The sequence below is a fragment of the Siminovitchia sp. FSL W7-1587 genome (genome assembly GCF_037963795.1).
Classification (GTDB): Bacteria; Bacillota; Bacilli; order Bacillales; family Bacillaceae_C; genus Siminovitchia; species Siminovitchia thermophila.
Genome location: NZ_CP150169.1, coordinates 2272113 through 2286677, shown reverse-complemented (window position 1 = coordinate 2286677; position 14565 = coordinate 2272113). Strand labels below are relative to the sequence as shown.

Sequence of the window (14565 nt, the reverse complement as noted above, 5' to 3'; positions counted from 1 at the left end):
ATGATGTTTGGTCGTTTTACAGAGAGAGCACAAAAAGTATTGGCCCTTTCCCAGGAAGAGGCAGTTCGCTTGGGCCATGGAAATATTGGCACTGAGCATATTTTACTCGGTCTTGTCAGAGAAGGGGAAGGAATTGCAGCCAAGGCGTTATACGGACTTGGTCTCGGTCCAGAAAAAATTCAAAAAGAAGTTGAAAACTTGATTGGACGCGGAAAAGATACGTCTCAGACGATCCACTATACCCCACGGGCCAAAAAAGTAATGGAGCTTTCGATGGATGAAGCAAGAAAACTCGGCCATTCATATGTGGGCACGGAACATGTTTTGCTTGGACTAATTCGTGAAGGTGAAGGTGTAGCGGCGCGAGTCTTAAATAATCTGGGTGTCAGCCTCAACAAAGCGCGACAGCAAGTTCTCCAACTTTTAGGGAGCAATGAGGCCAGCACACATGGCGGTGGAAATGCTTCTAGCGCCAATACGCCGACACTGGACAGTTTGGCCCGCGATTTAACAGCAATAGCCAGGGAAGGGAGCCTGGACCCGGTGATCGGCCGGAACAAGGAGATCCAACGCGTCATTGAGGTACTCAGCAGGCGGACAAAAAATAACCCGGTTCTTATCGGAGAGCCAGGCGTAGGGAAAACAGCGATCGCTGAAGGTCTTGCTCAGCAAATTATCAATAACGAAGTGCCTGAAACGCTCCGTGACAAGAGAGTCATGACACTGGATATGGGAACAGTTGTTGCGGGGACAAAATATCGTGGCGAGTTTGAAGACCGCTTGAAAAAAGTGATGGATGAAATTAGGCAGGCAGGCAATATTATTTTATTTATTGACGAACTTCATACATTGATTGGTGCCGGTGGAGCTGAAGGAGCGATAGACGCTTCCAATATTTTGAAACCTTCTTTGGCTCGCGGAGAGTTGCAGTGCATTGGTGCTACAACATTGGATGAATACCGAAAGTATATTGAAAAAGATGCAGCACTTGAGCGGCGCTTTCAGCCAATACAGGTTGATGAACCAACAGTCGAAGAATCCATTCAAATTTTGGAAGGCCTACGCGACCGTTATGAAGCGCATCACCGTGTTTCTATTACAGACGAAGCGATTGAAGCCGCGGTAAAATTGTCTGACCGCTATATTTCAGACCGTTTTCTGCCGGATAAAGCCATCGATCTGATCGATGAAGCCGGTTCAAAAGTGCGACTTCGTTCCTATACGACACCTCCCAATTTAAAAGAGCTCGAGCAAAAGCTTGAAATGATCCGTAAAGAGAAAGATGCGGCTGTCCAAAGCCAGGAATTTGAAAAGGCTGCATCATTGCGGGATACAGAACAAAGACTCCGCGAAGAATTGGAGGAAACGAAGAAGTCTTGGAAAGAAAAACAAGGACAGGAAAATACAGAAGTCACGGTGGAAGACATTGCCCAAGTCGTATCAAGCTGGACGGGGGTTCCTGTATCGAAGCTTGCTTCTACCGAGACGGAAAGATTGCTTAATTTAGAGGAAATCCTCCATTCTCGTGTGATTGGCCAGGAAGAGGCTGTAAAAGCGGTTGCCAAAGCGGTTAGAAGAGCGCGTGCAGGATTGAAAGATCCCAAAAGGCCGATTGGATCTTTTATCTTCCTTGGCCCAACAGGTGTCGGAAAGACGGAACTGGCCCGCGCATTGGCGGAAGCTATGTTCGGCGATGAGGATGCCATCATCCGTCTGGATATGTCCGAATATATGGAGAAACATTCCACCTCTAGGCTTGTTGGTTCGCCTCCGGGATATGTCGGCTTTGAAGAGGGCGGACAGTTGACAGAAAAAGTTCGAAGAAAGCCGTACTCGGTTATCTTGCTCGATGAAATAGAAAAAGCACATCCTGATGTTTTTAATATTTTGCTTCAAGTTCTGGAAGATGGGCGGTTGACCGATTCCAAAGGTAGGACAGTCGACTTCCGGAATACAGTGCTCATCCTAACGTCAAACGTCGGAGCACAGGCTTTGCAGCGGAATAAATATGTCGGTTTCGCAGTCCAAGATGGGGAGCAAAGCTACAAGGACATGAAAGGCCAAGTGTTAGAGGAATTGAAAAAAGCGTTCCGCCCCGAATTTTTAAACCGGATCGACGAAATGATTGTATTCCATGCTTTGGAGAAAACACACTTGAAGAAAATTGCCACTCTCATGGTTAATCAGCTTATCAAGCGTTTGAAGGAACAGGAAATGGATCTTGAATTAACTGAACGGGCCCAGGAAAAAATTGCCGAAGAAGGGTTTGATCCAGAATATGGTGCAAGGCCGCTTAGAAGAGCAATTCAAAAGTTCGTTGAAGACCGTCTCTCAGAAGAACTGTTGAAAGGAACAATTAAAATAGGTCAACATGTACTGATTGATGTTGAGGACGACGAATTTGTCGTTAAAACAAAAGAAGAGTCATTGTCTTAATGAAACGGGGGTACATAGAGATCAATCTTGTACCCCATCTTTTGTATGACTGCTAGGGAGGAGAAACTATGGCGAAAAGAAAAACAAAGTTCATGTGCCAAAGTTGCGGCTATGAATCACCAAAATGGATGGGCCGCTGCCCAGGCTGTGGCGAGTGGAACCAAATGGTGGAAGAAGTCAATATAACCGGAAAAACGAGACGGGGAGCACTCCATCATACTGCCTCGGATACGACTTCTCAACCTTCGCCTATTACCTCCATTCAAACAGACATAGAGCCCCGCGTTGAGACAAAGTCAACAGAATTCAACCGCGTTTTGGGCGGAGGTGTCGTTCCCGGCTCGCTCGTCCTGATCGGGGGAGATCCAGGAATTGGCAAATCGACCCTTCTGCTCCAAACTTCTTCCCAACTGGCTGAATTGAATAAAAAAGTTCTATATATATCCGGAGAGGAATCGGTGAAACAAACAAAATTGCGAGCCAACCGGCTACATGTCACTTCATCAGAGCTTTACCTTTTTGCTGAAACGAATTTGGAGTTGATTCATCAAACCATTTTAAATTTATCTCCAGATTTTGTAGTGGTGGATTCGATTCAAACCGTCTATCATCCTGAAGTAACTTCTGCACCAGGCAGCGTTTCGCAAGTCCGTGAGTGTACCGGCGAATTAATGAAAATAGCAAAAACGAAAGGAATCGCGATTTTTATCGTTGGACATGTAACGAAAGAAGGAGCGATTGCGGGGCCGCGTCTTTTGGAGCATATGGTTGATACTGTTCTCTATTTTGAAGGAGAACGCCACCACACATACAGGATTTTGCGGGCCGTCAAAAACAGGTTCGGTTCTACGAATGAAATAGGGATTTTTGAAATGAAAGAGTCGGGATTAGAGCAAGTGGAAAATCCTTCGGAAATTTTCCTGGAAGAACGTTCAAAAGGAGCATCTGGTTCAACCGTAGTTGCTTCGATGGAGGGGACAAGGCCTGTCCTTGTAGAGGTTCAAGCCCTGATTTCTCCTACAAGCTATGGAAATCCCCGCCGAATGGCAACAGGTATTGACCATAATCGCGTTTCGCTGCTGATGGCCGTTTTGGAAAAGCGGGTAGGCCTTTTATTGCAAAACCAGGATGCTTATCTCAAAGTGGCTGGAGGAGTAAAACTAGACGAGCCGGCAATTGACCTGGCGGTAGCGGTTAGTATTGCATCGAGTTTTCGCGATCAGCCTACCAGACCCGCAGATTGCCTGATTGGAGAAGTTGGTTTAACAGGGGAGGTAAGGCGCGTATCCCGAATTGAGCAGCGGGTACAGGAAGCTGCAAAGCTGGGATTCACCCGGATATTGGTTCCCGCCAAAAATATCGGAGGCTGGAAGGTTCCGGAAGGGATTCGGCTTATTGGTGTAGATACGGTGGAGGAAGCATTACAGCAAGCATTTCTACCTTCATAATTTACCTAATTGTCATATGTCTGAAATGGAGATGTACCATACTTTTGTTAAAGTAAAAATGAAGAAAAGATAGGTCTTAAAGCTATTTAAGTATAATATTTGAAACCATTTTGCTTTTGAATTCGTAAAATAATCAATTCGTCACGTTTTTAAATCGCTTAATTTGCTTATAATTAAAACAAGGAGGTGAAAGCATGTTAAAGCGAATTGTCCAGGCATGTTTTTTGCTTTTTGGAGGAATGCTTGGCATTTTTCTAGTTCCCGAACTTTTAAAATTGGCATCTCTTGACGAAATTATTTGGATAAATAATACGTTTGTTACTGCTATTTTGGGTGCTATTATTTTTTATATCATTACATTTTGGGCAGTTGACCATGTGGTCAACTTGGTCAAATGGTTTGAAGACCGGATTGTAAAGGCTCCGGTCACTGATATATTGTTTGGAAGTTTGGGTCTTACTTTCGGATTGATCGTTGCATTTTTGGCCGGACTGGCCATCAATCATATTGAGATACCCATTGTGAACGAGTTTGTTCCGATTTTACTTACGCTGTTGCTCGGCTATCTCGGATTTCAAGTCGGGTTTAAAAAGCGCGATGAACTGACGAACTTATTTTCGTTCAACCGATCCGGCAAAAAGAAAGCTGCCGGTGACCTGGGTGAAGATCAAGAACATGCATCAAAAAGGTTGAAAATCCTCGATACGAGTGTCATTATTGATGGGAGAATCGCCGATATTTGCCAAACAGGATTTTTGGAAGGAACTCTTGTTATCCCCCATTTTGTGTTGGCGGAGCTTCAGCATATAGCCGATTCATCCGATGCTTTGAAAAGAAATAGGGGAAGGCGCGGTTTAGATACCCTGAATCGGATACAAAAGGAAGTCGAAATTGAGGTCGAGATGTATGAAGGCGACTTTGAAGATGTTCAGGAAGTGGACAGCAAGCTTGTCAAACTGGCAAAACTATTGAACGGCATCGTTGTAACAAACGATTTTAACTTAAATAAAGTATGTGAGATTCAAAACGTTTCTGTTTTGAACATAAATGATTTGGCAAACGCGGTAAAACCAGTCGTCTTGCCAGGAGAAGAACTCAATGTTCAGGTCATCAAGGACGGAAAAGAGTATAACCAGGGTGTGGCCTATCTTGACGACGGAACGATGATTGTCGTAGAAGAAGGAAGAGACTACATTGGCAAAAGAATTGACGTGGTTGTAACAAGCGTATTGCAAACATCGGCTGGGCGAATGATTTTTGCGAAGCCTAAATTACTGGAAAAAGCGCTATAGACAGGGGTTTGGACTAGGTGGAGTATGATGTCATCATCCCCGCTGCCGGATCGGGTACAAGAATGGGAGCGGGGAAAAACAAATTATTGTTGGAATTAAATGAGCGTCCGATTATTTTGCATACACTCGAGGTGTTTGCAGGAGAACCGGATTGTTCCAAAATGATTGTAGTGATACAACCCAAGGAAGAAAAGATTTTTCGGGAAATGACAGTGGGTTCGCCTTATGAAAAAAAACTGGCGTTTGTGTATGGTGGGGCAGAGCGGCAGCATAGCGTTTATAATGGTTTAAAAGCTGTATCGACGGGCATTGTTTTAGTCCATGACGGCGCCCGCCCATTTATCCGCCGCCCGGTCATTAAACAACTTGTGAGTGAGGCGGTGCGTTCCGGCGCGGCCATCGCAGCGGTGCCTGTAAAAGATACGATTAAACAAGCGGTTGACCATGAAGTTGTTCAAACCATTGACCGTAGCAGCTTGTGGCAAGTACAAACACCACAAGCTTTTCGTTTGCCCATTTTGCAGCAGGCTCACGAATGGGCGAGAGCTGAAGGGTACTTGGGCACGGATGAAGCATCGCTTGTTGAAAAAAAAGGGGATATTTCGATTAAAATCATTAAAAGTGATTACGATAATATAAAAATTACGACCCCTGAGGATTTATATTTTGCCAGAGCCATTTTAGAAAAACGCGCACAACTTGATGGATAGGGAGAGGCTTATATGTTAAGAATTGGACAAGGTTTTGATGTACATCAATTTGCCGACAAACGGCCGCTCATCATTGGCGGAATTGAAATTCCTTATGAAAAAGGGTTAATTGGCCACTCAGATGCAGATGTTCTTCTCCATACGATTGCGGATGCAGCACTGGGAGCCATTGGAGAAGGAGATATTGGCAGGCATTTTCCGGACACTGATATGGCGAATAAAGATTTGGATTCCGCCCTTCTGCTTGAAGATGTTTGGCGGCTTGTCAAACAAAAGGGTTACGATCTTGTAAATGTTGACTGTACCATTATGGCGCAAAAACCGAAAATGGCGCCCTATATTGAACAGATGAGAGAGCGGATCGCCGGTTTGTTGGAGGCGGACAAAGCCCGTGTCAATGTAAAAGCAACGACGACGGAAAAGCTTGGTTTTGTAGGGCGCGGGGAAGGAATTGCCGCCATGGCTGTTTTATTGATTCAAAAAAACAATTAAAGCACGCCACCTTTCAACAAAGGCTAAACTGTTGTAAAATATAAGAAGAATGAAGAGTTTCAAACTTGATTTGGAACTTTGAGGAGGCAGCAAGTGATGTCAAATGACATACGGGTACGCTATGCGCCGAGTCCGACGGGACATCTTCATATCGGAAACGCGCGTACAGCATTATTTAATTATTTGTTTGCCCGCAACAAGGGCGGAAAATTTATTATCAGAATTGAGGATACGGACCAGAAAAGAAATATAGAAGGTGGCGAGCAAAGCCAGCTTACATATTTAAAATGGTTAGGCATTGACTGGGACGAAAGCATTGATAAAGACGGGGGATATGGTCCCTATCGGCAGTCCGAGAGGAATCACATATACGAAGAATATTATAATACTCTTTTGGAACAGGGCTTGGTTTATAAATGCTACTGTACGGAAGAAGAATTGGAAGCGGAGCGCGAAGCGCAAATCGCCCGCAAAGAGATGCCGCGCTATTCCGGGAAATGTCGCCATTTAACAGATGAACAACGGAAACAGCTTGAAGCCGAGGGGCGAAAGCCGAGTGTCCGCTTTAAAGTTCTACCCGGAAAAACGTATACTTTTAAAGATATGGTAAAAGACGAGGTTTCTTTCGATTCTGATGGAATCGGTGATTTCGTCATTGTGAAAAAAGATGGCATTCCGACTTATAACTTCGCGGTTGCTGTTGATGATCATTTAATGGAAATCAGTCATGTGTTGCGCGGAGACGACCATATTTCCAATACTCCGAAGCAGTTGATGGTTTACGAAGCATTTGGCTGGGAACCTCCGGTATTTGGGCATATGACGTTGATCGTTAATGAAAGCCGGAGAAAATTAAGCAAGCGGGATGAGTCGATCATCCAGTTTATTGAACAATACGCCGAATTAGGTTATTTGCCGGAAGCATTATTTAATTTTATTGCGATGCTTGGCTGGTCTCCCGAAGGGGAAGAGGAAATCTTTTCGAAAGAAGAATTTATCGACATTTTTGACGCTAGTCGATTGTCGAAATCTCCAGCATTATTCGACAAGCACAAACTTGCCTGGATGAATAACCAATATATGAAAAAGCTGGATTTGGAGAAAGTAGTCGAATTATCTTTGCCACATCTTCAAAAAGCAGGCTTTATAAGCGAAAAGCCTACTAAAGAAGAAATGGATTGGGCAAGAAAACTGGTTGCCCTGTATCAGGAGCAAATGAGCTATGGTGCAGAAATTGTTGAACTGTCTAAACAATTTTTCCAAAATGACATAGAGTTTGATGATGATGCCAAAGCTGTGTTGGAAGAAGAGCAGGTGCCGGAAGTTCTCCAAGCATTTTATGATCAAATTTCGGTTCTGGAACCATTTGAAGCGGCCGGGATTAAACAGGCAATGAAGAACGTCCAAAAAGCAACTGGCCATAAAGGGAAAAAGCTATTTATGCCGATTCGGGTCGCCGTTACGGGTGCTACCCGCGGCCCTGAATTACCGAATGCCATTGAGCTTTTAGGAAAGGAAAAAGTAAAAAGACGGTTGGAGCGTTTGATTTTTTAACAAAATGCTCAAAATGTAATATATTAAAGTTATAGAAAAAAGCGTTGAAGAGGAAAAGTAAAAAGTCGATGCTGATCAGAGAGAACCGCCGCCGGCTGAGAACGGTTCAAGCCACTCGATTTTTGAAAATGCCCCTCTGAGCCTTGTGCCGAACGGAAATTCCCAGTAGGTCCAAGCGGGTCCCCTTGCCGTTATAAAGGAAGAGCTGGGGTGTAAAGCAATTTGATTGCTGGAATCCAACCAGAGTGGAACCGCGCGAAAAAAGCGTCTCTGATTGATCGGAGGCGTTTTTTGTGTTTCTTAGCGGCAAGCTTATCAATAGAGTGCGATTGGGTATGGGAGCAAGTTTCATTGTCGATGGCAAGGGTTCAATACACGCACTTATAGAGAGGAGTGAAGTCGATGTTCAAGCGAATGAAGGAAGATATTAATACGGTGTTTGATCAAGATCCGGCGGCCCGGTCGGTCGTGGAGGTTGTGTTAACATATTCCGGTTTGCATGCTGTTTGGGCGCATAGGATCGCCCACATGTTCTTCAAAAGAAAGATGTTTTTTATCGCGCGGCTCATTTCTCAAATCAACCGATTTTTTACAGGGATTGAAATACATCCGGGAGCGAAAATAGGCCGCAGATTTTTTATAGACCATGGCATGGGGGTTGTCATTGGGGAAACTTGTGAAATTGGTGATGATGTAACGGTATATCAAGGAGTAACGCTTGGAGGAACAGGGAAGGAAAAAGGAAAGCGGCACCCGACGATCAAAGATCATGCCTTAATTGCGACTGGAGCGAAGGTGCTGGGGAATATTACAATTGGAGAGTATTCAAAAGTGGGAGCCGGATCGGTCGTGTTGAAAGACGTGCCGCCCAACTCAACGGTTGTCGGAATACCTGGACGGGTCGTCATACAGGATGGGGTAAGGCTGAAAAGGGATCTTAACCACAGTGATTTGCCGGATCCCATTGCGGACCGCTGTTCAGCCATGGAAAAGGAAATTGAACGTCTGCAGTCCGAAATTGCTGCAATGAAACGGGAGAGGAGCCATTCGGGATGACAATTAAAATTTATAATACACTAACACGAAAGAAAGAGACATTCATTCCGTTAGAAGAAGGAAAAGTAAAAATGTACGTTTGCGGGCCGACCGTTTATAACTATATTCATATCGGGAATGCCCGGCCTGCAATAGTTTTCGACACAGTTCGCCGCTACTTGGAATACCGCGGCTATGAAGTACACTTCGTATCGAATTTTACGGACGTCGATGACAAAATTATCAAGGCCGCCAAGGAGCTTGGGGTGGACGCTATAACGGTGGCCGAGCGTTTTATCGAGGCATTTTTTGCAGATACATCAGCGCTCGGCTGTAAGAAAGCGGATGCTCATCCGCGCGTAACCGAAAATATGGATGAGATTATCCAGTTTATTGAGGCGCTTATCGAAAAGGGATATGCTTATGAGTCCGGCGGCGATGTATATTTTAGAACAAGAGAGTTTGATGGATACGGGAAGCTTTCCCACCAATCGGTTGACGATTTAAAAGTTGGCGCGCGTATTCAACCGGGGGAGTTAAAAGAGGATCCACTTGATTTTGCGTTATGGAAAGCGGCAAAAGAAGGGGAAATCAGTTGGGATAGCCCCTGGGGAAAAGGCCGTCCGGGCTGGCATATCGAGTGTTCCGCCATGGCGAGAAAGTATTTGGGAGATACGATTGATATTCATGCCGGCGGCCAGGACTTGACATTCCCTCACCATGAAAATGAAATCGCCCAATCCGAAGCGCTGACGGGGAAAATGTTTGCTCGCTACTGGATGCATAACGGGTATATTAATATCGAGAATGAAAAAATGTCAAAATCTCTCGGCAACTTTGTCCTCGTCAATGATATTATTAGGGAACATGATCCACAAGTCTTACGGTTTTTCATGCTGTCTGTCCATTACCGCAACCCTATTAACTACTCCGAAGAATTGTTTGCCAATGCGGGAGCAGGATTGGAAAGGCTGAAAACAGCGTATCAAAACTTGAAGCACCGCCATGGGGTCAGCGCCAATTTGGCGGATGGCGATCAGAAGTGGCTTGATCAGATCAAAGCGCTCCATGATGAGTTTATCGAAAAGATGGACGACGACTTTAACACGGCAGATGGTATTTCTGTCCTGTTTGAACTGGCCAAACACGCCAATTACTATTTGAGGGAGAAAAACACCTCAACAACTGTCATAGAGGCCTTCATGAAGGAATTTGAGGAACTTTTTTCCGTGCTCGGATTGGAACTGGAAACCGAAGAATTGCTGGATGAGGAAATTGAACAGTTGATTAAGCAGCGAAATGAGGCGCGGAAAGAACGCAATTTCAAGCTCGCCGATGAAATACGCGACCGTTTAAAGGATATGAACATTATTTTGGAAGATACCGCACAAGGTACTAGATGGAAGCGAGGATAACATGATGCAGCTCCCGCAGCAAAATATAGATTATAAACAACTAAACAGCCTGGCTCTTGCCTATATGGGGGATGCTATTTACGACGTATTTATCAGACGGCACTTGATTGCAAGCGGAAAAACAAGGCCTCATCGGCTTCATTCAGAAGCCACCCGCTTCGTGTCAGCAAAAGCGCAGGCCGCCACGTTGAAAACCTTGGTCGATAATGGATGCCTGAGGGAACAGGAATTAGAGATCATCAGACGCGGCCGAAACGCCAAGTCTGGAACAATCCCGAAAAACACCGATGTCCAAACATACAGGCACAGCACGGCTTTTGAAGCGCTAATCGGATGGCTGTATTTGGCGGATGAGCGGGAGCGGCTTTTTGAAATTGTCCAAATGGCCATCAAGAGTGTTGAAAAAGAGAAAAAAGGAGGCGGCCTGGCATGAGCGGGCAATGGATTGCCGGAAAAAACCCAGTTTTGGAAGCTTTAAAATCCGGTCGCGATATGCATAAAATTTGGATTGCCGAAGGCTCCCAAAAAGGGCAGATGAGGCCGATCATCCAACTAGCAAATGAAAAAAAGGTCCAGATTCAATTTGTTCCAAAACAAAAACTAGATCAAATGACAAAAGAAAATCACCAAGGTGTCATCGCTGAAGTGGCCGCTTATCAATATGCGGAGATTGACGACTTGTTTAAGCGTGCGGAAGAAAAAGGTGAAGATCCTTTTTTTCTCATCTTGGATGAACTGGAGGATCCACATAATTTGGGGTCCATTTTAAGGACAGCCGATGCAACGGGGGTCCACGGCATCATCATTCCGAAAAGGCGGGCGGTTGGCTTGACCGCCACGGTGGCCAAGCTCTCAACTGGTGCGATTGAGCATGTGCCGGTCGCCCGTGTAACGAATATCGCTCGTACGATTGATGAGTTGAAAGACCGCGGGGTTTGGGTGTTTGGAACAGAAGCAAAGAAGAGTCAAGATTACCGCATGATGGATGCCTCTCTTCCTCTTGCGCTCGTCATTGGAAGTGAAGGAAGAGGAATAGGCCGCCTTGTAAAGGAAAAATGTGACTTTTTCATTCATTTGCCAATGGCTGGGCATGTCACTTCATTGAATGCTTCAGTGGCGGCCGCTTTGCTAATGTATGAAGTATACCGGAAGCGACAGCCGCTGCGGGGGTGAAGGAATGGACATCCTTATTGTTGACGGTTACAACATGATCGGAGCATGGCCTGAACTCATTGAATTAAAAAAGAAGGATCTTGCAGCGGCCCGGGACCGGCTTATTGAATTGCTGGCTGATTATCAGGGGTTTACCGGTTTGAAAGTCATTGTCGTCTTTGATGCTTACCATGTACGCGGCAATGAAAAGAAATACTTGAACCATAAGGTGGAGGTCATTTATACAAAATCGGAAGAAACCGCAGATGAGAGAATAGAAAAGCTGGCGATGGAGCTACATCATATCCGCAATAAAATTTACGTGGCGACGTCCGATTTTACAGAGCAATGGGTGATTTTTGGTCAGGGAGCCTTGCGCATTTCCGCTAGGGAACTGTTAAAAGAAATAGAAGATACCGAGCGAAAAATAGAAAGCAGAATCGAAAAAACTCGAGTTCAAGCACCAACTGGAAAAATCATTCTTAGTCAAGATCTGACAGAAATCTTCGAAAAGTGGCGGCGGGGAAAAAAATGACCAGTTGACGTTAGAATTTTCAGTCATGTATAATATTTCTAATCGACGGTTTAAAGGACGGGGGATAAGAGTGATCTCATACATGAAAATTGATCAAGATGTCGGGTTCGATTTGCTAGAAGATGAGGCTTTAATAGAATTAGTCCACAAAGGAGAAAGCGAAGCACTTGATTACCTTATCAAAAAATATCGTAACTTCGTCAGGGCTAAAGCACGCTCTTATTTTCTAATAGGAGCGGACAGTGAAGATATTATTCAGGAAGGTATGATCGGTCTTTACAAAGCAATTAGGGATTATAAGGAAGAAAAGCTCACCTCGTTTAAAGCTTTTGCGGAGCTATGTATTACACGGCAAATTATTACCGCTATCAAAACTGCCACTCGTCAAAAACATATTCCACTTAACTCCTACGTTTCCTTGGACAAGCCAATTTATGATGAAGATTCTGACCGTACGCTGATGGACGTTATTTCTGGCGCCAAAAATATGGATCCCGAAGAGTTGCTCATTCATCGGGAGAAGTTTAATAGTATTGAAGATAAAATGACCGAGCTTTTAAGCGATCTTGAGAGAAAAGTGCTGGCGCTTTATTTGGATGGAAGGACATATCAGGAAATCTCTGATGAACTCGACCGTCACGTAAAGTCGATAGACAATGCTCTTCAAAGAGTCAAACGGAAGCTGGAACGCTATATGGAATTGCGTGAAATTAGTCTGTAAAAACTCTGTAAAAACTATGTAAAACCCGGCTGTCATGTTGACAGCCTTATTTCTCTATGGTATTTTTTATGAGATATATCGAGATTATAGGTGCTATCATACATGAAGAAAAAAATCACATTGGCCTGCACCGAGTGCGGCTTGCGAAACTATACCACGGACAATTCAAAAGACGGTTCAGACAAGCGGTTAACATTGAAGAAGCATTGCCGGCATTGCAACGCCCACACGCTTCATCAAGAAACGAAGTAATCCGTCGCATTTCATGTTGGAGGTTTGATCCATGTCAAGCATAACTCAATTTTTCCGTAACGTCAGCTCAGAGATGAGAAAAGTAAGCTGGCCGAAGCGGAAAGAACTTACGGGATATACCATCACCGTTATTTCAACTGTTATTATACTTGCCTTATTTTTTGCCGGTATTGATCTAGTCATTTCCAAATCGATTCGCCTTATTCTCGATTTATAAATAATTAATCGATAAACTGTATATAAGCAAACACCGCATGGTATAATGTTATCAATCCTATATTGCACCGTACATCAAAGCCCGATCGACGGGTTTTTTCATTTGGCTTACATTTTACAATTAATAGGGAGGGAAGGACGAACAGTCCTAATCCATGGAAAAAAATTGGTATGTTGTCCACACTTATTCGGGATACGAGAATAAGGTAAAGGCAAATTTGGAAAAAAGGGTAGAATCTATGGGGATGCAAGACAAGATTTTCCGTGTCATCGTTCCCGAAGATGAAGAAACGGCCATGAAAAACGGCAAAAAGAAAACAGTCAAGAAAAAAGTTTTTCCCGGTTATGTACTCGTGGAAATTATTATGACGGATGACTCATGGTATGTTGTTCGGAACACTCCGGGTGTGACGGGGTTTGTCGGTTCTGCTGGTTCAGGATCAAAGCCGACGCCGCTGTTGCCTGAAGAAATCAACTATATATTAAAAAGAATGGGCCTCGAAAAGACCCAGGTTGATGTCCAGTTTGAACAAGGGGAAACGGTTACGGTAAAAGAAGGCCCGTTTGCCAGTTATACTGGAAAGATAGAGTCATTGGATCAAGATAAGGGGAAAGCGAGAGTTCTTGTCAACATGTTTGGCAGGGAAACGCCCGTGGAACTCGATTTTACCCAAATTGAAAAAATATGATTTTCAACAGCTTGAATTTTGCTGTTAAAAGTGGTAATATTCTTTAGGTTAGTCTGTCTTTAAAAAGACAGCTTTATGAGTGGGAGGGGAAAACCCTATTACCACATCACGGACTTAAGGAGGTGTGTCTCGTGGCTAAAAAAGTCATTAAGGTTGTTAAATTGCAAATCCCTGCTGGAAAAGCGAATCCCGCACCGCCAGTCGGACCGGCGCTCGGTCAGGCAGGTGTGAACATCATGGGCTTCTGTAAAGAGTTTAACGCCCGTACACAAGATCAAGCAGGACTTATTATTCCTGTTGAAATCACAGTGTTTGAGGATCGTTCTTTTACATTCATTACAAAAACTCCACCGGCGGCTGTTTTGCTTAAAAAAGCAGCAGGTATCGACTCTGGTTCCGGTGAACCAAACAAGAATACGGTGGCTGTCATTAAACGTGATAAAGTGAGAGAAATCGCTGAATTAAAAATGCCGGATTTAAATGCGGCGAATGTGGAAGCGGCAATGCTCATGGTTGAAGGCACTGCGCGCAGCATGGGAATCAAGATAGAAGACTGATTGTTGGTGGTTGCAGGATTTTATATCAATCTGCAACCTTCTTCGTGGGAGGTTATTCCGC

General features: G+C 44.3%; 16 protein-coding genes. All 16 read left to right on the top strand.

Annotation, left to right across the window (positions count from 1 at the left end; genetic code table 11):
• Nucleotides 1-2436: an ATP-dependent protease ATP-binding subunit ClpC gene (clpC, locus tag NST31_RS10740; RefSeq protein ID WP_077111518.1), complete on the top strand. Its 2436-nt coding sequence runs from the start codon at nucleotides 1-3 to the stop codon at nucleotides 2434-2436.
• Nucleotides 2437-2504: 68 nt separating this feature from the next.
• Entirely contained in the window at nucleotides 2505-3884 is a 1380-nt protein-coding gene (gene radA, locus NST31_RS10735; protein WP_077111519.1) for a DNA repair protein RadA, read from the top strand.
• A 194-nt stretch (nucleotides 3885-4078) separates the two neighbouring features.
• Nucleotides 4079-5176 (top strand): PIN/TRAM domain-containing protein, encoded by a 1098-nt coding sequence (locus NST31_RS10730; protein ID WP_339160572.1) that lies wholly within the window; start codon nucleotides 4079-4081, stop codon nucleotides 5174-5176.
• A gap of 17 nt (nucleotides 5177-5193) precedes the next feature.
• A complete protein-coding gene (gene ispD / locus NST31_RS10725; RefSeq protein WP_077111521.1) occupies nucleotides 5194-5886 on the top strand; it encodes a 2-C-methyl-D-erythritol 4-phosphate cytidylyltransferase in 693 nt (230 codons plus the stop codon).
• Between the two features lie 12 nt (nucleotides 5887-5898).
• Nucleotides 5899-6378 (top strand): 2-C-methyl-D-erythritol 2,4-cyclodiphosphate synthase, encoded by a 480-nt coding sequence (gene ispF, locus NST31_RS10720; protein WP_077111522.1) that lies wholly within the window; start codon nucleotides 5899-5901, stop codon nucleotides 6376-6378.
• A gap of 96 nt (nucleotides 6379-6474) precedes the next feature.
• On the top strand, nucleotides 6475-7932 hold the full coding sequence (gene gltX, locus NST31_RS10715; protein WP_077111523.1) for a glutamate--tRNA ligase: 1458 nt from the start codon (nucleotides 6475-6477) through the stop codon (nucleotides 7930-7932).
• 402 nt (nucleotides 7933-8334) lie between these two features.
• On the top strand, nucleotides 8335-8988 hold the full coding sequence (cysE, locus tag NST31_RS10710; protein WP_077111524.1) for a serine O-acetyltransferase: 654 nt from the start codon (nucleotides 8335-8337) through the stop codon (nucleotides 8986-8988).
• Nucleotides 8985-10382 (top strand): cysteine--tRNA ligase, encoded by a 1398-nt coding sequence (gene cysS / locus NST31_RS10705; RefSeq protein ID WP_077111525.1) that lies wholly within the window; start codon nucleotides 8985-8987, stop codon nucleotides 10380-10382. Before cysE ends, cysS begins: the two co-directional genes overlap by 4 nt.
• Nucleotides 10383-10386: 4 nt before the next feature.
• On the top strand, nucleotides 10387-10815 hold the full coding sequence (locus tag NST31_RS10700; protein WP_339165524.1) for a Mini-ribonuclease 3: 429 nt from the start codon (nucleotides 10387-10389) through the stop codon (nucleotides 10813-10815).
• The gene (gene rlmB, locus NST31_RS10695; protein WP_077111526.1) at nucleotides 10812-11555 is read left to right on the top strand and encodes a 23S rRNA (guanosine(2251)-2'-O)-methyltransferase RlmB; all 744 of its coding nucleotides are present in this window, start codon (nucleotides 10812-10814) and stop codon (nucleotides 11553-11555) included. The genes NST31_RS10700 and rlmB overlap by 4 nt, the downstream gene beginning before the upstream one ends.
• A gap of 4 nt (nucleotides 11556-11559) precedes the next feature.
• A complete protein-coding gene (locus tag NST31_RS10690) occupies nucleotides 11560-12069 on the top strand; it encodes an NYN domain-containing protein (RefSeq protein ID WP_077111527.1) in 510 nt (169 codons plus the stop codon).
• Nucleotides 12070-12151: 82 nt separating this feature from the next.
• Nucleotides 12152-12790 carry an RNA polymerase sporulation sigma factor SigH gene (gene sigH / locus NST31_RS10685; protein WP_077111528.1) on the top strand — a complete coding sequence of 213 codons (639 nt, stop codon included), beginning with the start codon at nucleotides 12152-12154 and terminating at the stop codon, nucleotides 12788-12790.
• Nucleotides 12791-12892: 102 nt separating this feature from the next.
• Nucleotides 12893-13042, top strand: coding sequence for a 50S ribosomal protein L33 (gene rpmG / locus NST31_RS10680; RefSeq protein ID WP_077111529.1), 150 nt, complete (start codon nucleotides 12893-12895; stop codon nucleotides 13040-13042).
• A gap of 31 nt (nucleotides 13043-13073) precedes the next feature.
• Entirely contained in the window at nucleotides 13074-13259 is a 186-nt protein-coding gene (gene secE / locus NST31_RS10675) for a preprotein translocase subunit SecE (RefSeq protein ID WP_077111530.1), read from the top strand.
• A gap of 154 nt (nucleotides 13260-13413) precedes the next feature.
• Nucleotides 13414-13947, top strand: coding sequence for a transcription termination/antitermination protein NusG (gene nusG / locus NST31_RS10670; RefSeq protein ID WP_077111531.1), 534 nt, complete (start codon nucleotides 13414-13416; stop codon nucleotides 13945-13947).
• Between the two features lie 131 nt (nucleotides 13948-14078).
• Nucleotides 14079-14504 carry a 50S ribosomal protein L11 gene (gene rplK / locus NST31_RS10665; protein WP_139345628.1) on the top strand — a complete coding sequence of 142 codons (426 nt, stop codon included), beginning with the start codon at nucleotides 14079-14081 and terminating at the stop codon, nucleotides 14502-14504.
• The last annotated feature ends 61 nt before the right edge of the window (nucleotides 14505-14565 follow it).